The sequence below is a fragment of the Shewanella youngdeokensis genome, from assembly GCF_033180165.1.
GTDB classification, from domain to species: Bacteria; Pseudomonadota; Gammaproteobacteria; order Enterobacterales; family Shewanellaceae; genus Shewanella; species Shewanella youngdeokensis.
Window position 1 is genome coordinate 773,298 of the sequence record NZ_CP136522.1, and the last position, 19,491, is coordinate 792,788.

Genomic DNA, 19,491 nt, shown 5'->3' on the forward strand with positions numbered 1-19,491 from the left:
TGAAGCAGAATAAGTGGGGTCAGAGTCTGACGAATCCCCACAAAAAGATATGAATAAATAATGAGATAGATAAAAAAGAGAGGAACATTCATGGCATTTGGTGATCAAATTTATCGCCAAACAAAAATTACCACGAGTAAATGCCATGAATGCGAAACAAGTTTTATCAAAATGCCTCTCTCTTGTCACCCCATTAATGCACAAAACTCGACGACAGAGTTTGTTTTCTGCAATCGAAAGTTCAATGAATGGTAGCTCTTTATCAATCACTGGCCTTGGTCGCGACATTGATAGTAAAGCCCAGGAAAAACATAAAATTAAGCGTGTAGACAGGCTTTGCAGTAACACCAAGTTACATCGTGATATCGAGTTCATCTATACCCGAATGGCCTACCTGTTAGTCGGAACAATGAAGCAGCCAATTATTCACATTGATTGGTCAGACCTTGATGATCGCAAGCAAAGCTTTCTCATACGGGCATCACTCGCGGCTCAAGGACGGTCTTTAACACTCTACGAAGAAATATACCCGCTCAATAAAAAAGAGAAGCCGAAAACTCACCTGCTATTCATGACAAAACTAAAGGCTATGTTGCCCAATGACTGCAAGCCTATCATCGTAACTGACGCAGGCTTTCGTATCCCTTGGTTTAAGCAGATTCTGTCTCTTGATTGGGATTATGTAGGCCGCTTTAGAAATAGAACACACTGCAGAAAAGTCGCCGTTCATCATTGGTACCCAGTCAAAAAACTCTATGTTCAAGCAAGCTCTAGAGCTAAAAATCTTGGCGTCTACTTTTTAGGTGAACAGACTTCTTTCAGCTCTCGTTTGGTTATCTTCAAACGCGAGTCTAAAGGACGAAAGGATAGAACTGCAACAGGTGATAAAGCTAGGCGAAATAAGCGGTCTCGTGCAAGTGCAGAACGAGAAAAAGAGCCTTGGTTACTAGCTACATCACTTTGTAACTCAAGTGCTACGGCCAAAAGAATCGTTAAGATTTATGCGACAAGGATGCAAATAGAAGAAAGCTTTAGAGATGTTAAAACTGGTCTGAGAATGAATGATAGCGGTACTCGAATAGCGAGCAGATTGAGCGTATTACTACTCATTGCTTGCCTATCTCAGTTTATCCTTTATCTGTTAGGTTTAGCCGTCAAAGCTGCAGGTAAACACAGGCAATATCAAGCGAACTCAATAAAGCACCGTAACGTGCTCTCAAACCAATTTATCGGCTTGAGAGCATACAAAGACAGAAAGTTGAGGCTGCTGAAGTCGCATTGGCGAACGGCTATTAATACACTGCAAGGCTTAGCTCGGGATCCACAAGCAAGCTATTAAATTCGTGGGGATCCCTCAGGGTCAGAGTAAACTTAATTTTTTGCTTTGTAGGGTCGTCCCATTTTCTTTGGTTTCATGTTGTTTCCTGTGAGTTTTTCTATCCCACCTTTAAATTTATCATTCCCAATTGCCATGCCTTTGTTGGTTGCTTGGCGAATATCCTCTATTGGCTGAAGCGGGGTACATAACAGGGAATTTACAAAGACAGCCATCATTAATGGCACAAAACACCTATGCCGTACAACGTAGCTTAAAAGGATTATGCAAGCATGGATGAAGCGCTGACAAGAATCGCGGCTATACATCAGCAACACGCGCTAAAGTGTTATCTAGCAATCAAGTCATTAAAAAATCAATTTGTTTGGCCTGAAACAGACTGGATGAAAATCGAAAACCTAATCGCGTTAGAAGAGCCGAATGTTGATTTAACGATACTAAAATCTGACTCTGGACCTTTTGAACCTGTAGCGCGCAGGCGTCACTGGATTTTAGCCCATGCTATTTATCCATACGCCTACTTCACAATGCAAGATTGGTTTCAACAACACGATTTTAACGAGATTTTTGCTTATTACATTGAGCAATGTGCAGAGCAAAATGAATATCTGACTCACAATGTATCAGTACTTATAGCGTTTAAACAAGCTTGGCCTCTTATTAGCACAGAAAACCAAAGGCTTCGGTTCATTGAACGCTTCTGTGAGTTTGTTACTGCAACTTTTTACGGTAATAATCACCTGTCATACCCACTTTGTGAAGATTATATCAAACCAACAAATATTCATGCTCAAACAGTACTTGAAAGCGTGCTAAAACAGTCTGGTTTCTGGGGCATAACCTTATCGCTTTAGCGTCAATTTTACGAATAGAATACGAAATACCTGAAGCTATTTTTAGACAATTGCTAGCCAATCTAGATGAACAGTGCCACTGGAAATTTGAAGATGATACAGATAAGCCGCAAATCAACTTTACTGGCAACAATGAAATTTCTAAGCACAGCTTAGAGTCTGCCTGCTTTGAGCTTTTAACTGGAACGAATAGTAACTTACACCAAATAACGCTTGCTGAATCATGTTGTTACCTATTTTATTTAGAATGGGTTTCCCCTGCTCAAAAGTCACAATTAATTGACACGATTAAACACTTCTCAAGAATTTAGAAAATCCCATGAATCTGAGGACAGGTCTCGTATCTTTCAGGGGGGATGAGGACGCTGCGAATGATGGCTTTAGAATAAACTACGGTATTTTTTCTAATGAATTCTAGGTTGGTCAGACGCAATACCCTAACGCGCTTTTACCCAAAAGTGAGCTAGAAAGTGCTAGTGTCTTAGCCGTAATAAAAGCACATACAGCTATTGTCGCTTGATAAGCGGCCGCCTTGATTTCAATCGTCAAACAACGATAAATCAACCACTTATTAATGCGCGCGATGACGAATAAAATCTGATGAATGCGCAAGGCGTGTATATTATTATGCACCTAGGCCACTCGAATAACAGAGAAGCCCAAATTGCAGATGCAGTACCAACTTTAGCAACTGGTGTATAATCATTTTTCCACTGCCTTAATGGCTTAGCTAATCTTTGCTGTCTGATTTATATAATAAAAAGAGTGATATGACTATTTTCCCCAAATTGCTATCTGCGTTAGTGCTGCTTACTGGTGTATCGACCTCGGTGATTGCTACTCCCCTTGAAGGCTCTTTAACTACCGAACCTGGTGCGAACCCTCCAGCTAAACGTATTGTGGCATTGTCGCCCCATGCGGTTGAGATGCTTTACGCCATTGGCGCTGGCGAGTCTATTATTGCGACTACAGATTATGCTGATTACCCAGAAGCGGCACTGCAAATTCCGCGTATTGGCGGGTATCACGGAATTCAAATAGAGCGAGTGTTAGAGCTTCAACCCGATTTAGTGGTGGTGTGGGCGGGCGGTAATAAGCTTGATGATATTGAGCGGATCAAAGCCTTAGGGTTTAACGTGTTTGATAGTAACCCCAAAAGCCTAGAGGCCATTGCAGATGAATTAGTGCAACTTGGCCGCCTTACTGGCCAACAAGTTAATGCGCATAATGTGGCAACAACATACCTTGAGCAGTTACAGCAGCTAAGGGACTATAATGCGGATAAAAAACTGGTGCCGGTGTTTTATCAGTTGTGGTCAACGCCCTTAATGACGGTGGCGCAAAATAGCTGGATCCAACAGATTATAACGGTGTGTCATGGCGATAATGTGTTTGCTGATGCACCAAATGAGTACCCTCAGGTAAGCCTAGAAACAGTATTACTTAAGCAGCCAGATATCATTTTACAAAGTCAGGATGACGGCAACGTTTTAGGCGTTGATTGGAGCGCATGGCCAGAAATCCCCGCGGTTAAACAGCAGCATATTTATCAGCTTAATGCTGATTTATTGCATCGCGCTTCACCCCGAGCATTACTCGGGGTGGCGGCATTATGCGATGCACTTGATAAGGCCAGATAACCCTGTCAGCCGTCGAACATCTTATAACCTTGGTGAACTGGGGCTAAAGGTGGCATGGTGTGCGTGATGTTGTTTATGCCGTTTGTCATGTTATGGTGCAGAGTATTAAATTTGGCCAAGACACCTTAGGAGCTTTTTATGACCACGTTACTTATCTGCTTAATGCTAGCCATGTTACTGCCTTACTTTTCTAAAGCGCCTGTGGCGATAGCAATGGCAAAGCAGGGCCCGTATGACAATAACCATCCACGAGAGCAACAAGCAAGCTTAACAGGGATGGGAGCAAGGGCCGTTGCGGCGCACCAAAATTCGTTTGAATCGTTACTCATTTTTGCCTGTGCGGTGTTGGCTGTGCTGGCGACCGGTAAAGTTAATCTGGTGGCTGAATTTGCCGCTATGGTGCATATCGTTGCACGGGTGGCATACCACATTCTTTACCTTAAAAATAAAGGGACGCTGCGCAGCCTATCTTGGTTTGTTGGCATCATTGCCAGCTTTGTTATTTTTAGCCAAGCATTCTAAAGCAGGTTGTTAGCCGATAACTCCATTGATGATTAAAGCGATAGTTAACGCAATCGTTAAACCTGCGATATAAGCGCAAAATTCGTTTCATCTCTTACCCGCCACTCATGCACCAGCACTTAAAGTGAATACTTTAGTGCTGGCGGCTGTCAGTTGTAACCGGACACTCTAAGTCATTACTATTGCGGACACTTGTTCATATTGCCGCGGACACTTTTTGCTTGTAATTTGATGTGATTATTTTTAGTTACTGTTATTAAAGTCTTTTTATAGTTTGGCACGCTGTTTGTATTAATCATGGTATTGCTCAGTTTAGAGCGCATTATTTTGCCCATAACGGACACTATAGGAACCATAAATGATCCAAGACACCAGTGCACAAGACACTTTCAAAGCCCCTAGTAAAGCGGGCCAGTTTAAACGCCTACTTATACTGGGGCTGGCTGTGATGTTAGTTTCTGCAGTGGTGTGGGCCAGTATTGATAATGATTCGGTCGCCACATCGATTAAGCGTTCAGAGCTGCGGTTCGACACGCTTGAGCGCGGCACCCTTATTCGTGATATTCCCACTACAGGCAAAATTGTGGCCGCCAACGCGCCGGTGCTTTATAGCCCTGCACAAGGCAGTGTCACGTTAATCGCTAAGCCGGGCGATCGAGTCGAGCCGGGTGACATAGTGGCAACCATTGAAAGCCATCAGTTGACCAATAGTCTCAAACAGCAAGAAGCAGTGCTCGAAGGGATGAAAAGTTCATTGGAGCGGGCGCGTTTAAATGCCCGTAGAGAGCAACTTAAAGCGCAGCAAACGCTAGACATGGCAGAGGTGGACTTAGCCGCTGCCGACCGTGAAAGTCGTCGAGGCGACCAGCTGATCCAGTCAGAATTAATCAGCAAAATAGATTTTGAAAAAAGTAAGGACGATTTACATAAAGCCAAATTGCTATTTGCCCATGCGGGACAAGAAGCACAGTTAATGAAAGACACCTTAACTTTTGAATTAAAAAACAGCGCATTAAAAGTAGAACGCCAAGCATTAGTGGTTAAAGAGTTGGTACGCCAAGTGGCGGCGCTCAATATTATTGCGCCAGTGGGAGGCATTATCGGTAATTGGTTAACAGAGCAAAAAGCGCGTATAGGCCAAAGCCAACCCATTTTAACGGTGGTCGATTTAACGGCTTTTGAAGCGGAACTCGCGGTGCCAGAATCTTACGCCGACGAACTAGGGCTGGGCATGGCGGTGGAATTAACGTTTGGTGCCATTATGGTGGTTGGCAAATTGTCTTCTATCTCACCGGAAGTACGTAATCGAGAGGTTAGCGCCCGAGTCCGCTTTGAGCAAGACAGCAGTTTACAGCTACGTCAAAATCAGCGTTTATCTGCGCGGGTGTTACTGGAGCACCGATCGAATGTATTAATGGTAAAACGCGGCGCCTTTGTGACCAGCGGTGGCGGGGTAGAGGTGTATACCATGCAGCAAGATATCGCGCAGCAAACTGCCATCGTACTCGGTGCGCGTAGCATGAGCCATGTTGAGGTACTTCAAGGTGGTAGCGCTGGCGATGTATGGGTGACCTCGAGTATCGTGCCCTTTAAAAACGCAGCGCAAGTGCTGGTGCGATAGTCGATGAATTTCAACCTAAGGATTAAGCAAATGTTTAACAATAAGAAACCACAACTGGTGGCCGTGTTAGCGTTGCTTATGTTGATCGTTGCCGTGCAAGTATCAACTGACAGAGCCTGTGATTGGCTGTTTATAGGGCTTGGATTAATTGAGCTAGCGCATGACACCACAATGAGTTTACCCAGCATTTCAAATGTTGCGTTGAGTGTGGGCGACAACATCAATCAGATTGCGCTTTGCATTTTTAACGGTAAAGCCGAGTCTCTATTTCAATAACCCCAGCAGGGGTTAAAACCACAAATTAAGGGAATATTAGCCATGTTAGTCATGAAAAATATCAGCAAGGTGTTTAAAACGGAATTAGTAGAAACCCACGCCTTACGCGACTTTAATCTTGAAGTTAAAGAGGGGGAATTTGTGGCGGTAACGGGCCCGTCTGGCTCAGGTAAAACCACTTTTTTAAATATCGCAGGGTTGCTTGAAGGCTTTAGCCATGGTGAATTTATTCTTGATGGCGTCAATATTTCTAATTTGAGCGACAACAAGAGTGCGGCGATCCGTAATCAGAAAATTGGCTTCATATTTCAAGGGTTTAATCTTATTGCGGATTTGAATCTCGCTGAAAATGTTGAAGTCCCGCTGCGTTATCGCGGCTTTAACGCTAAAGAGCGAAAAATACGAGTTGAGCGCGCATTAGAACAAGTCGGCTTAGCAGCAAGAATGAAGCACTTACCAACGCAGTTATCTGGCGGGCAGCAACAGCGAGTGGCTATTGCACGTGCGTTAGCGGGGGAGCCGCGTTTCTTGTTGGCCGATGAACCTACGGGTAACCTCGATAGCTTAATGGCGAGGCAAGTCATGGAGCTGTTAGAAGACATTAATAAGGCTGGCACCACCATTATTATGGTAACCCATGATGCCGAGTTAGCCCGTCGAGCACAGCGCAATATTCAAATTGTTGACGGCCAAGTCTGTGATTTCACCATGTACCAAGGTGAACGGGGAAGTGTAGCGCAGCGCACTAGTAGCAATGCTATTGCAGTCGCGTCTTAACGGAGGGATGACTATGTTTTTCTATTATCTTGATCTCGCTTGGCGCAGCATTAAGAAAACGCCTTTTTTGTCGGTATTAATGGTGTTGGCTATTTCAATCGGCATTGGCATTACAATTACTACGTTAAATGTGTACCAGTTGATGTCAGAAAACCCCGCCGCTGAACGTTCCGATAAACTGCTAGCGGTACAATTGTGGAGCCAAGGTAAAGACACGTGGACTGAATTTAATGCGCAACTGACTTACCAAGATGCCTTTAATTTACGTAAAAGTCCTATCCCGACACGTCAAACCGCTATGTTTGTTACTGGGTTAGCTATTCAAACTGAAAACCCTGATGTCGTGCCGCTGTTAGAGCCAGTTCGAGTGACGGACAGTGATTTTTTTGAGATGTTTTCGGTGCCGTTTATTTATGGTAAAGCGTGGGATAAAAGCGTTGATACCGAAGCGCTTTACCAAGTGGTGATCAATGAAGCGCTCAATCAACAATTATTTGGGGGTGAAAACAGCGTCGGAAAAACCTTATATTTAGACACTAAGCCCTATCAAATTGTTGGCGTCATGCAAACATGGAACCCGAGCCCAAAATATTATGATTTGACCACCGGTGCCTTTGAAGAGACTTCAAAGCTCTTTGTGCCCTTTTCATTAGCACCAATAGAGGAATATCAAAGCTGGGGTAGTAACCATGCCTGGAAAAGACAAACCGTTGATACCTACAGTCAGCGTTTAAGCTCTGAAATGCATTGGGTACAGTATTGGGCTGAAATACAAAATGATACGCAGCGGGGAGAATATGCTCAATGGCTCCAAAATTATGTTGAACAGCAACAACTATTAGGCCGTTTTCAAAGTCCCGAAGCGGCAGCCCAGTTGTCAAATGTGGCTCAGTGGTTAGCGCTTAATGAGGCGGTACCCGAAGATAATAAAATTTTGGTGGGCTTAAGTGCGTTATTTTTATTGGTATGCCTGGTCAACATGTTAGGTCTACTACTGGCTAAGTTTCTTAAACGAGCGCCTGAAATTGGTGTTCGTCGTGCTATTGGTGCGAGTCGTCTGCAAATTTTTGCACAACATATGGTTGAGGTGGGTTTAATTGGTTTTGGCGGTGGCGTGTTAGGGCTGTTATGGGCTTGGGGGTCACTGAATATGCTGTCGGCCCATTTTAAACTCGAAGCCGCACTTACGCAGCTGGACCTGAGTATGTGGCTATTAGCCCCCTGCATTGCTATTTGCACTGCACTGTTGGCGGGCATATACCCTGCGTGGCGAATATGTATCACTAACCCAAGCGTGCACTTAAAAAGTCAGTAAAGGAGGCTATCATGTTACAGATCAAACCTATTTTAACGATGTTAATGCGTAACAAAAGTGGCCCTGTACTGCTGCTGATCCAGATTGTCTTATCGGTCGCGATAGTGGCAAACGCGACTTTTATTATCAGCGAACGGCTCAGCTTAATGGACCGAGAGTCTGGTGTCATTGAGGAGCAAGTTTTTGATTTTAGACTGTACACTTTTGATGCCAGTATTGATTTGGCGTCTCAAAACCAGCGTGATATACAAACTATTCGGGACTTACCGGGTGTTATTGACGCTACTAGCACGAGTATGGTGCCACTCAGTGGCAGTAGTTGGGTGTCAGGTTACACCGTCGGCAGTAGTGAAGAGACCGCTAAAGATACTGAAAGTGCCGCTTTGTATTATAGCGACGAGCACATGCTCAATACTTTGGGGGTGGAGCTGATAGAAGGGCGTAACTTCTATCAAGCAGAGGTAATGACCGGCAGCCCTGATTTGGCCAGTCATGGCATTGTAACAAAAGCCTTTGCGAGCGCGACTTGGGGGGATGACATCGCCGTGGGGCAAACATTATACGCTGGCGATTATGGTGACAACCCGATTAAAGTCATTGGGGTGGTCGATAAGTTGCAGGGAGCTTCGGTCGACAGTGATTTTTTGGATAATAGTATTGTTTTAAACGTTAAATTGGTAAACGAGTTTGCTAAAGTGTTGGTGCGCGCCGAGGTAGGCGCTGTTGCTCAACTTAAAGAGGCGATTCCAGCATCATTGCATAAAGACAACCCAAATCGAGTGCTACAAGGGTTCAAGCTGATTAGCGACCACCGAAAAAGTAGCTACCGTAACCACGAGTTAATGGCGACGGTATTGTCGTTAATGGTGGTGTTGTTATTGCTTATTACGTCACTTGGGCTGGCCGGTATGGTAATGTTTAATATTGAACGCCGTACTAAACAAATTGGTACTCGGCGTGCACTCGGGGCTAAAAAACGCGACATTATTAGTTTATTTTTGGTCGAAAACTACCTCATTTGTCTTGCTGGTGGTCTACTCGGTGGGGTCGCCGCAGTCCAGCTAGGGCAACAGTTGATGACCATTTATAGTTTGCCAAAATTGGACCTTACCTATCCGCTAATGACGGTGGTAGGCTTGTTGGTATTGACCACCGTTGCAGTGATCATTCCGGCTCGTAAAGCGGCTAATATATCTCCTGCTATTGCTACCCGAAGCGTATAATCATCACTTAGGTCATTATTGATAACCCAGAGCGAGTTTGGCTTTAATTCTCTTTGGGTTTCAGTTAGTTTGATAGCTAGCCTTATAAAAGAATAAAAATAATTTATGCATACCATTCTTATTGTCGACGATAACCAAGCCGTGTGTAATGCCCTGTCGCTTATGCTAGAGCTTAACGGTTATAACACCTTGATTTGCTTGTCACCTGACACGGCTTTAGCGCTGGTTAAATTGCACGATGTGTCGCTAGTGGTCCTCGATATGAACTTCACCCAAGACACCACCTCTGGCGAAGAGGGGGTGGCGCTGTTTTATGCCATAAGGCAGTTGCAAGCTCAATTACCCATTATATTACTGACCGCATGGACCCAGTTAGAAGTTGCCGTTGAACTCGTTAAAGAGGGCGCCGCCGATTACATGGGTAAACCTTGGGACGATGCCAAGTTACTCACCAGTGTGGCTAACTTAGTATCGCTACATGATTTGTCAAAAGCTAATGCAAAGCTTGCAAGGGTTGATAACCAACGCATGGCAGTGATTAAAAACGCTGACTTATGTGGCATTGTCTTTAGTAGCGGTGCAATGCAACGTTGCGTAGACCTTGCTTTGCAAATTGCCCGCAGTGATGTGTCTGTGCTAGTTACCGGCCCTAATGGCGCGGGTAAAGATAAGCTGGCAGATATTATTCACGCCAATTCCAATTTAAAAAATAAGCCTTTTATTAAGGTTAATATTGGCGCGCTACCAATGGACTTGCTCGAAGCCGAGCTTTTTGGTGCCGAGGCGGGCGCATTTACAGGGGCCAATAAAACCCGTATCGGCCGATTTGAAGCGGCGGATGGCGGTACGCTCTTTTTAGACGAAATTGGTGATCTGCCGTTGTCGGGGCAAGTAAAATTACTCCGCGTGTTGCAAACTGGAGAGTTTGAACGGTTAGGAAGTCATCAAACTCGCAAAGTGAATGTGCGGGTGATTAGTGCAACCAATGCCAATTTGGTTAAAGACATTCAGGCAGGGCGCTTCAGAGAAGATTTGTTCTACCGGCTCAATGTTATTGAGCTGGCATTACCAGCCTTAAATGAGCGTAAAGATGATGTGGTTCCGTTGGTTAATCACTTTATCGGCGGTCAGTATTCTATGAGTCAACACACGCGCCAAGCGCTTGAGGCACATCCGTGGCCGGGCAATGTCCGCGAGCTAGAAAACGCCTGTAAACGTGCCGTAATACTCGGCAAAAATAGTTGCCTAACCGTAGATGATTTTGGCCTGTTAAACCGGGTCGTCGATGATGTTTCAACTCACTATACACCGATGAATCAACTCACTGAAACCGTCAGTGAGTCTTTGGCCGTCACGGAGCACACACACCGAGTCGACGCAGTAACCCATAACAGCGTGGGCAGTAAGGCGTGGTTGATGGCTAATGATGAAGCAGCAGAGATTAAAGCAGCATTGGCCCATCATAGCGGCGTCATCGCCCGCGTGGCTAAGTCGTTAGGGTTAAGCCGACAAGCCCTTTATCGACGCATGGAAAAATATGGCATTGAAAAATAACCTGACCCGCTTTATGGCGGATATCTCGCTGCGGACTAAATTGATTGTCGGTAGCGCGCTGGCTACATTTGGCGGCTTACTGTTGGGGCTGACGTTATTGTTATGGTTTGCTGACTCTGCGTTATCACAGTTATTGGTGACTCAGTTTAAAGTATTAGCGACGATATTTGTGGTTGCGGTGCTGTTTGCTATTGGGGTGAGTTATGTCTCAACCCAGCATCTAACTCGTAGCTTAATGGCGTTGGAAGTGGGTTTACTTAATTTTAAAGATAACGATTTTAGCGTGAGCTTACCCGTTGGCGGCGACAAGCAACTGCAAGCGTTGGCGCAGCTGTTTAATGAGTCGGCTGAAGCCATGAGAAAAGAACGGCAGTATATTTATCAGCGTGAGTTACTGCTTGATAAAGTGATTCAAAGCTCACCTAATGTGATGTTGTTACTCGATGATGATAAGCGGGTGATCTACGGCAACGATGCCGCGAGGCACTTGTTCAATCAAGGAGGAGGCATTGCTGGATCCGCGTTGAGCGAGTTAATGGCACAAGTGCCTGATGAGCTAGAAGCTGCATTAAATAAACCCAAAGATGGCTTATTTTCTTTACCAAGCCTAGACCGTGAAGGTGAACAAGAAACCTGGCATTTGTCGCGTGGCCAATTTTTACTTAATGGCCAATATCATCACCTTATTTTGCTTAAACAAATGACGCGTGAATTAAATCGGCAAGAGGTGGCAGTGTGGAAAAAAGTGATCCGAATTATTAGCCACGAGCTTAATAATTCGGTCGCGCCGATAGCGTCTATGGTTAACTCTGGTCGGATGATCACTAGCGATCTAAATGATCCTAAGCTTAAGCTTATTTTCGATACCATAGAGGATCGCACTAGCCATTTAAGTCAGTTTATTTTTAACTATGCCCGCTTTGCTAAGTTGCCGTTGCCGACCAAAAGCGCCGTAGATTGGCTTAAGTTAACGGCACAACTAAAGCAGCATTACGCTTTTAAACTCGAACATGAGTTGCCGGTCGAAAGCGCCGAATTTGATCTGATCCAGATGGAACAAGTTCTGCTCAATTTACTCAAAAATGCCCATGAATCGGGTTCGAGTGTTGAGCATATTAGCTTGTCTATTTTCGACACTAGGTTGTCTGATGGTACGGCGGGGATCTGTATTGAGGTTAACGATGCCGGAGCGGGTATGCCACCCGAAGTGTTACGCCAAGCATTACTGCCGTTTTATTCAACTAAGCAATCAGGCACCGGGTTAGGGTTGCCATTATGCCGTGAAATCGTTGAGGCGCATGATGGGCGGATAAGCTTGCACAACCGCGATGAAAGAGGGCTTTGTGTGAGGTTGTGGTTACCACAATAATGGTAGCGATTCATTGGTGCTGTATATTTTAATCTTAAAGCTTGGCGCCAGCGGGCCAAAAGTGAACGCTGCGGCATGCAGAACCAATAAAGGTCAGCTTGCGCTGACCTTTTATTTTGGTGCCAATTTTGAGTTAACTAAACTATCTAAACAGGGCTATCTAAACAGGGTGTTTTTAAGCTCCGCCGCGGGGATTTTAAATGGCTCAATTAATCTTGGAGGCCTGATTACCAGTGCGCCTTGGCAGTTACTGCAGGTAAAATGAGCTTTTTCACTACAACTTTTGCAGTAGGTACATTCAAATGAGCATATGTAAGCTACATCTTTTGCAGATAACTTAATCTTACAGTGTTCGCACTCGGTCTTCATTCTTAACATCTATTCACTCCCTTGAATTTTTGTCTAAAGCGGCGTCATCATGTTTGCAACAGCATTATTCTCATCCATGAGGGTGTTGCCAAATTTTCAAGCTTTCATCGCATTCCAAAATATTGAAAAACTAGCCTGCTTATGTGTCTCGTCTCGCCATTTATCTGGGTGGTCTATAAAGTAGCGTGTCGCGGCTAAGTATTGCCCATGACAGCCTTCTAGCATCAATGATAGCGGATAACTCGCCAGCAGGCCTAATTTTTGACCACGATATATCAGCTCCCCCATGAAGCCTAAAATGCCATTCATTGCCTGCTGCTTGATCTCGGCCGCGATTGAGGGAGACATGGAGTATTGCTGAAAAAACGCTTGTTTTAGCGGGTTTTCAATCGCCCAACTAATGGCGGCATTCCAGAGGTTTTTAGCATCAAGTTCGAGCTCTCCGCAGGGGGCTGCATGGGTGGTAATTGCATTAGCAAGTTCTTGTTTGATGGTTAAATAAAGGTGGTTCATTAACTCATCTTTAGACGCAAAATGATGAAATAGAGTGCCATTGGCTACCCCGGCTTGCTTAGCGATAGAAGCGGTGGAGGTGGCATAAAAACCTTGGCTGACAAACAGTGCCAGCGCAGTGTCTAAAATGGCTTGTTTTTTATCGGTACGGCGCATATTAACCATGCCTTTAGCGTAAGAAGAATTTTGTTAATAGTTGTTGCAGTTTGCCACCATAAGGAGGGTGGACTAATTTGCCGGTATTAAAGTATTTGCCGCGTTTAAGAATCGTTTTAGCGTGGCTAAAGGTGAGAAAGCCTTCTTTACCATGGTAATGCCCCATACCTGATGGGCCGATCCCGCCAAACGGTGCGTCGTCGGCTGCAACATGAAATACGGTTTCGTTAATACAAACGCCGCCAGAATGAGTGTGACTCATGACCTGCTGCTGAGTGTCTTGGTTAAAGCTCATTAAGTACAGTGCCAACGGACGTGGACGCTGATTAACATAGTCGATAGCCTCTTGTAAGTTGTCATAGGGTATAACCGGTAGCAGTGGACCAAAAATTTCATCTTGTAGCAGCATCATATCATCACTGGTATGCGTAATAAGTTGAGTGGGTATTTTGCGTCGTTCAACATTAATGGCTTCGTCATTGGCGCTAATAACGGTCGCCCCTTTAGATTTTGCATCGTCGAGTACCTGCATTATGCGGTCAAACTGACGTTGATTAATAACACTGCCGTAGTCTTTGTTGTCGCTAATTTTACCGTACATGCGGCTAAATTGATGTTGGTATGCTTGTACAAAGTCATTCAATTTGTTGCTGGGCACTAATACGTAATCGGGGGCGACACATATTTGGCCGGCATTAAGGCATTTGCCGTAAATCATCCGCTGGACTGCTATGTCGATATCAATATCGTCGGCAACAATTACCGGGGATTTTCCGCCGAGCTCTAATGTCACTGGGGTGAGGTTTTCTGCTGCGCTGCGCATCACATGGCGACCCACAGTGGTTGAGCCAGTAAAGAGTATGTGGTCAAAAGGTAATGCTGAAAATTCAGCGGCGACATCTGCCTCACCTTCAACACATGCAACGTGGTTTTGGTCAAAAATACTGGCAAGCATGGCAATGATCACTTGGTTGGTGGCTGGGGTGAACTCCGACAGCTTTATCATAGCGCGATTGCCTGCGGCTAAAGCGGTGATCAGCGGGCCAACAGACAGCATAACGGGAAAGTTCCATGGCACGATAATACCAATGACACCCAGTGGTTGATACTGCACGGTTACGCTAGCTGGAGCAAGCAACATACCTGGGTGGCGGCGGCTCGGTTTCATCCATTTTTTTAAATGTTTTAAGCTGTAATTGATGTTGTTAATGCAAGGCATGATGTCTGAGATATTGCTGTCATCTATTGAGCGGCTACCGTAGTCGGCATTTAATGCGGCCACCAGTTGTGGCTGGTAACTTAAGATGGCTTTTTTAAGGCTTTTAAGGTGCTCTATTCTAGCGTCTAAAGTCGGTGCTGGCTCTGCAAGGTAACTGCTACGTTGGTTGATCAGCATTTGGGGCAGCGACACGGCTGCTTGGGCTTGAAAGGCGGTATTCATATACAAAGCTCCTGAGGCAAAAAGGTAAACCGACTGATTAGTCGGTTTAATCGTAATCTAGATTTTTGCGCTGGTCAACTTTTGAACGGCTTTGTGAGCAAGATCAATCCGAAGCAGAAAAACTACACTAGAATAAAAATTGAAATACAGTGATGGTTTATTACACGTTTACCATGGCTTTATATTGCGACCCTAAAAGGAGATTATGGTGAGTGAGATAGGGCATGGAATATCCGTTGGAATAGAGCGTTTCGACAATCATTTTTATTTGAGTTTGGTCGCTAAAGGCACGTTAACCCATGATGATTATGTGTATATGGTGCCCATTATCGAATCTGCTTTAAATGGCGTGGAGCATGCCAAAATAGATGTGCTTGCAGATTTAACGCAGCTATATGGTTGGGAGTTACGAGCAGCGTGGGACGATCTTAAATTAGGCTTAACCCATGGGCGCGCTTTTAATAAAGTCGCCATTGTGGGCGAAAGTAACCTACTGCAGTTTTTAACCAAAATCGCTGACTGGTTTACCCCGTACCAGACTCAAATTTTTGATAGCACAAAAGAAGCACGTCAGTGGTTAAAGGGCTAACATTAACTGAGTGCTAAATTCTGGCTTAACTCTAAGCCTATAAAAGTAATGTTTGGAGACTCTTATTATGCGTACTCGTCAAATACTTTGTCCTACAGACTTTAGTGAAACAGCTTCTCACGCGCTTAAATATGCCATTGAAATGGCCAACCTTTACCATGTAGGCTTGCGCTTGGTACACGTGATTGACCAACCCGTAGGGTTAGATAACTACCAAATTTTAACTGTAACGCCAGATGAGTTGTCTGAAATAATGGAGACAGCAGCAGCCGAACAGATGCATAAGCTGTTGGCAGAATTGAAAAAAGACTTATCGGTTGAGAGCGTTATTCGCCACGGTGTTGCGCATGAGCAAATTCTTAAAGAGGCAGAGGCTGCTGAGGTTGGAATGATTGTCATTGCTAGCCATGGCCGTACTGGCTTATCACATTTTTTGCATACCAATGTGGCTGAAGCAGTCGCTAACGGGGCTAAATGCCCAGTGTTGGTTGTGAAGTAAATCCTATTATTTCGCTAGTTGATTTTAGCTGTACAACTAAGGAAGCGTAATGCGAACTCGTCAAATCCTCTGTCCGACCGATTTTTCCATCACGGCATCTCATGCTCTTTGTTATGCTGTCGAAATGGCCAACTTATACGAAGTTAATGTCGAACTATTACATGTTATGGACTCAACTTATGACGACCTTTACGGAGCCAAAATTGACGAGCCCGATGCGCTTGAAGAACTTGTTATGGCCAATGCGACAGAAAATTTATCAAAGCTAAAAATCGGCGCACAAGAAGAGCTTAAAGCTGGGCTAAAAATTCATACCGAGATCCGCCGAGGCAATGTATTGACTGAAATTTTAGCTGAAGCAGAAAAAAGTGAAGTAGGTATGATTGTTATCGCAAACCATGGGGCTGAAGGCGTTAACCATTTTTTAAATGCCCATGTTACAGAAGGCCTAGCCAATACCGCGGAGTGTCCGGTATTAGTGGTTAAGTAAGTAGGCTGTAATCATTAAAATTACTGCTTACTGCCATCACTTGTTAGGCAATGGCGTGTAGCGCTAAAGTTTAACTGCACTGCTGCGCCCTAAAAGCTTGACCCTGGTTGAGTTAAAAACTCTAGCTCTGCTGCAGTGGAGTTTCGCCCTAATATTTTATTACGATGCGGGTAGCGGCCAAACTGGTCAATAATCGCTTTGTGCCGACGTTCAAACTCCAGGTTTCCCTTTGCTGCATCACGGCTAAATAAACGCACGGCTACTTCATGGATCGCCGCTGACTCACTGTGCATGTAGGGCATGAATAAAAACGGAACTTGTTTGGCGGGCAGTTCATTATCAACATTTAGTGCGACTGCTTCTTGTGCCAAAACCAAGGCTAATGGATCTGCAGCAAATGCGAGTGGCGTGTCACGGTAAATATTGCGCGAAAACTGATCTAAAATTATTATTTCGGCTAAGCGACCTTGCGGGAAAGTACGCCAAAAATAGAGCTCGCCGCACATTGCTTGCGCTAGCGTCTCGGCAAAACGCTGTTTAATTACCGAGTCCAATTCAGGATCTTTTACCCACCATTGCTTTGGGTGCAGTGTTTCAAACCAAAAGTTGATAATCGTATTTGGTGTAATAACTTCGTGTGGCGCTGGTTTTTGATTATGTCGGGTCATAATTAAATCCAATTACGGTGGTCATTGTGAATAAGCAATAACGCGCGCTCTGCAATATATTGCGCATCTTGTATTGCTATATAGGGTAGCTTAATTGCGCCACTAGCGAGGCCTATTTCAAGGTTTGCTAGCTGGCGATTTTTTTGGCTAGGGCTTTGAGTTATGGATACATGTTGTACTTTGCATAAAGCGATAAGCTGCCAGCTGTGGCCTAACAAGCCAGAGTGAAACCAGAGGTTATCTGCGTTAATCACATAACCATATTGGCGATATCTTAGGTAAATTGCGAAGCTCAATAGACTAGCGGCAAGCCACAGTATTTCGGTATAGCCATCTAAACCGTGAAAGTAAGTGTTAATCATCGGCACCAGTAACGGCAAGCTGACACGGCGCCAAAGCCAACCGCTATTGATGCGTTGATATTGTTGCGGCAGCGCTGTCGATGTTGCTGCAATACCCGTTAATTTAGGTAGAAGTTCACCGATATGCCGGCGGGTCATTGAAGGGACTAACATATTGCAGTCGCCACGTTGCTCCACTTCATGGCCTTTTACTTGTTGAAAATACACGGTCCATAACTTAAGCAACCGACCAATGAGTGGCTGATAAAATTTAACTACCTGAATACGTGTTAAGGCCAGCGCATCGTTTTGTTTTGCAATAATACCGCCAGTACGCTGCAGGGTTTTACCACTGCGGCTTAAGCGATAGGGCAAATATTTTAGTACTGCTGATGCCATAGAGATCAGTGAAAAGGTTAAATATAGAAGTGCGAACGCAACGAGAGCGAACGCAATTTGTAAAATACTGCTGCTGGCAATATTACCGTCATACCAAGCCCAAAAGCTTTGGAGTGACGCAAGGTTTTCCATCGACTCCCAGTCTAATTGCCCCAAAATCGGGCCTAGAATGACCGCTACCCAAATGGCGTTATTTTGATAAAGCCCAAAGAGAAGTAGATCCTTTAGGTTTTTTTGCGTCACCGTTTGCTGTTGAGTAGCACTGCAACGATGGGGCATACCTTCAGTGTTAGTGGAGTGGCTTTGTTCTTGCTCCGACATTAAGCGTTTTTTTAACGCTAATGCGGCTTTATATTTGAGCGCAGACAGTTCTGCTTCATTGCCTTTTGAACCTGCGGTTTCAACGACAAGGCTATATAGTCCCATAGGTCTAAAATACAGTGGTTGTTGTAAGCGTACGTTTTGTATCTTACTAAAAGGAATTTCATCGACCTTTTTAAAGATAATTCCGTGTTCGATATTAAGTTTGTACTCGCTAATTTGAAATCTAAACTTTAGCCATTGCAGTACGCTAAACGCCAAAATGCCAATCACACTAAGCAGCGCCACCACGATGACGGCAGGGCTGTTAAAACCTTGATTCCAAACGGTGTAAACCACAGGGATTAATGCATAGCCACTGCTTAATACTCGTTTAATGGTAAAAAGGGTAAAACTAATCACAGACCAAGCTGACAGCGATGACCATTGTGAAAACTTATTGGTCATGGTCGGCCTCGCCATTTTTGGCTGTTGCGATTTCAGCATTAGCCGTGTCGGATGCGTGTTGCTCGTTATCACTGGCTTTTGGTGCGGCAACATGAGCTTTGCCTGCTTGTCCCAGTAAGTGCTGGCGTAGGTGTTCTGCTGTGCGTTGCTTAATGCCTGGTAGCTCAATTTCGGCGCTGCCACTGCCAGCACTAAAACACTTTAAGGTGACTAGGTTAAAGTGGCGTTCAAGTGGGCCTTGCGAAAGGCTAACGTGTTGCAAGCGAGAGTACGGCAATGAGGTGCGTTTGTGCCACCAGAGTCCTTGTTGCATTAAAAACTCATGTTCACCGGTGGCGTAGCCAAGTTGCTTTGCCTGTTGATACCGTATGTAGCCAATACTGCACTGCAGCATCAACAACGCAGCAAGGAGCAGTAACACATTAGATAAGTTTAACTGTGCGGCGAAGAGAGTTATTACAGTAGCGGCTATAAAGCTCATTATTGAAAAAAACAGACTCTCAACATGCACTTGGGTGTAATAACGTGAGTCAATCGGCTGCAAAGGTACGTTGTTAAAGCTCTGCCATTGGGGTGGCTTAACAATGATGTGTTTTGCAAAATGCTCTGGATTACTATCGCTGGTGGCAGCTTTGGAAGCGCCATCGAATCGGGGAGAAAGCGTTGATGTTGACTGTGTTTTTTCGGTATCGGTTTTGTTCAAGGGGGAGTTGTCCATCTGATTGCTCAATTGTCATCTATGCTGCCTTTATTGACTATATCAGTATCTAA

At 44.7% G+C, this 19,491-nt stretch carries 21 protein-coding genes; 14 read left to right on the forward strand and 7 right to left on the reverse strand.

The genetic code is table 11. The features are described 5' to 3' along the window. Positions 1–145: 145 nt before the first annotated feature. Positions 146–1,339 (forward strand): IS4 family transposase, encoded by a 1,194-nt coding sequence (locus RGE70_RS03295; protein ID WP_310472882.1) that lies wholly within the window; start codon positions 146–148, stop codon positions 1,337–1,339. 32 nt (positions 1,340–1,371) lie between these two features. Here the strand turns inward: RGE70_RS03295 and RGE70_RS03300 are convergent, their stop codons facing one another. Then, the gene (locus tag RGE70_RS03300; protein ID WP_310472905.1) at positions 1,372–1,554 is read right to left on the reverse strand and encodes a hypothetical protein; all 183 of its coding nucleotides are present in this window, start codon (positions 1,552–1,554) and stop codon (positions 1,372–1,374) included. A gap of 54 nt (positions 1,555–1,608) precedes the next feature. Here RGE70_RS03300 and RGE70_RS03305 point away from each other — a divergent pair, with 54 nt between their 5' ends. The 10 genes from RGE70_RS03305 (at position 1,609) to RGE70_RS03350 (ending at position 12,487) form a co-directional block, all read left to right on the forward strand. Further along, a complete protein-coding gene (locus RGE70_RS03305; RefSeq protein ID WP_310470132.1) occupies positions 1,609–2,190 on the forward strand; it encodes a hypothetical protein in 582 nt (193 codons plus the stop codon). A gap of 770 nt (positions 2,191–2,960) precedes the next feature. Beyond that, on the forward strand, positions 2,961–3,830 hold the full coding sequence (locus tag RGE70_RS03310) for a cobalamin-binding protein (protein WP_310470133.1): 870 nt from the start codon (positions 2,961–2,963) through the stop codon (positions 3,828–3,830). A gap of 138 nt (positions 3,831–3,968) precedes the next feature. Further along, a complete protein-coding gene (locus tag RGE70_RS03315) occupies positions 3,969–4,352 on the forward strand; it encodes an MAPEG family protein (protein ID WP_310470134.1) in 384 nt (127 codons plus the stop codon). 358 nt (positions 4,353–4,710) lie between these two features. Then, positions 4,711–5,973 (forward strand): efflux RND transporter periplasmic adaptor subunit, encoded by a 1,263-nt coding sequence (locus RGE70_RS03320; protein WP_310470135.1) that lies wholly within the window; start codon positions 4,711–4,713, stop codon positions 5,971–5,973. A 30-nt stretch (positions 5,974–6,003) separates the two neighbouring features. Beyond that, a complete protein-coding gene (locus tag RGE70_RS03325; protein WP_310470136.1) occupies positions 6,004–6,249 on the forward strand; it encodes a hypothetical protein in 246 nt (81 codons plus the stop codon). A gap of 42 nt (positions 6,250–6,291) precedes the next feature. Next, complete coding sequence (locus RGE70_RS03330) at positions 6,292–7,026, forward strand: ABC transporter ATP-binding protein (protein ID WP_310470137.1); 735 nt, start codon at positions 6,292–6,294, stop codon at positions 7,024–7,026. Between the two features lie 13 nt (positions 7,027–7,039). Further along, complete coding sequence (locus tag RGE70_RS03335) at positions 7,040–8,341, forward strand: ABC transporter permease (protein ID WP_310470138.1); 1,302 nt, start codon at positions 7,040–7,042, stop codon at positions 8,339–8,341. 11 nt (positions 8,342–8,352) lie between these two features. Further along, positions 8,353–9,564 carry an ABC transporter permease gene (locus RGE70_RS03340; protein ID WP_310470139.1) on the forward strand — a complete coding sequence of 404 codons (1,212 nt, stop codon included), beginning with the start codon at positions 8,353–8,355 and terminating at the stop codon, positions 9,562–9,564. A 105-nt stretch (positions 9,565–9,669) separates the two neighbouring features. Beyond that, positions 9,670–11,118, forward strand: a complete 1,449-nt coding sequence (locus RGE70_RS03345) for a sigma-54-dependent transcriptional regulator (RefSeq protein ID WP_310470140.1) — start codon at positions 9,670–9,672, stop codon at positions 11,116–11,118. Next, positions 11,102–12,487 carry a sensor histidine kinase gene (locus tag RGE70_RS03350; protein ID WP_310470141.1) on the forward strand — a complete coding sequence of 462 codons (1,386 nt, stop codon included), beginning with the start codon at positions 11,102–11,104 and terminating at the stop codon, positions 12,485–12,487. Before RGE70_RS03345 ends, RGE70_RS03350 begins: the two co-directional genes overlap by 17 nt. A 156-nt stretch (positions 12,488–12,643) precedes the next feature. Here RGE70_RS03350 and RGE70_RS03355 read toward each other — a convergent pair whose 3' ends face one another. From RGE70_RS03355 to RGE70_RS03365, 3 genes are all read right to left on the reverse strand, one after another. Then, positions 12,644–12,865: a DUF1272 domain-containing protein gene (locus tag RGE70_RS03355; protein ID WP_310470142.1), complete on the reverse strand. Its 222-nt coding sequence runs from the start codon at positions 12,863–12,865 to the stop codon at positions 12,644–12,646. 87 nt (positions 12,866–12,952) lie between these two features. Next, positions 12,953–13,525, reverse strand: coding sequence for a TetR/AcrR family transcriptional regulator (locus RGE70_RS03360; protein WP_310470143.1), 573 nt, complete (start codon positions 13,523–13,525; stop codon positions 12,953–12,955). A gap of 13 nt (positions 13,526–13,538) precedes the next feature. Continuing rightward, on the reverse strand, positions 13,539–14,966 hold the full coding sequence (locus RGE70_RS03365; RefSeq protein WP_310470144.1) for a coniferyl aldehyde dehydrogenase: 1,428 nt from the start codon (positions 14,964–14,966) through the stop codon (positions 13,539–13,541). 205 nt (positions 14,967–15,171) lie between these two features. Between RGE70_RS03365 and RGE70_RS03370 the strand changes: the two genes are divergently transcribed. From RGE70_RS03370 to RGE70_RS03380, 3 genes are all read left to right on the forward strand, one after another. After that, on the forward strand, positions 15,172–15,555 hold the full coding sequence (locus tag RGE70_RS03370) for a SpoIIAA family protein (protein ID WP_375087894.1): 384 nt from the start codon (positions 15,172–15,174) through the stop codon (positions 15,553–15,555). 67 nt (positions 15,556–15,622) lie between these two features. Beyond that, positions 15,623–16,054: a universal stress protein gene (locus RGE70_RS03375; RefSeq protein WP_310470145.1), complete on the forward strand. Its 432-nt coding sequence runs from the start codon at positions 15,623–15,625 to the stop codon at positions 16,052–16,054. Positions 16,055–16,103: 49 nt separating this feature from the next. Further along, positions 16,104–16,544: a universal stress protein gene (locus tag RGE70_RS03380; RefSeq protein ID WP_310470146.1), complete on the forward strand. Its 441-nt coding sequence runs from the start codon at positions 16,104–16,106 to the stop codon at positions 16,542–16,544. A gap of 89 nt (positions 16,545–16,633) precedes the next feature. On the opposite strand, the gene RGE70_RS03385 is transcribed toward RGE70_RS03380, so the two are convergent. Genes RGE70_RS03385 through RGE70_RS03395 form a run of 3 tightly spaced genes read right to left on the reverse strand, consistent with a single transcriptional unit; the run spans position 16,634 to position 19,438 of the window. Next, entirely contained in the window at positions 16,634–17,212 is a 579-nt protein-coding gene (locus RGE70_RS03385; protein WP_310470147.1) for a DUF924 family protein, read from the reverse strand. Positions 17,213–17,214: 2 nt separating this feature from the next. Continuing rightward, complete coding sequence (locus RGE70_RS03390) at positions 17,215–18,720, reverse strand: PH domain-containing protein (protein WP_310470148.1); 1,506 nt, start codon at positions 18,718–18,720, stop codon at positions 17,215–17,217. Beyond that, the gene (locus tag RGE70_RS03395; RefSeq protein ID WP_310470149.1) at positions 18,710–19,438 is read right to left on the reverse strand and encodes a PH domain-containing protein; all 729 of its coding nucleotides are present in this window, start codon (positions 19,436–19,438) and stop codon (positions 18,710–18,712) included. Before RGE70_RS03395 ends, RGE70_RS03390 begins: the two co-directional genes overlap by 11 nt. Positions 19,439–19,491 lie beyond the last annotated feature (53 nt).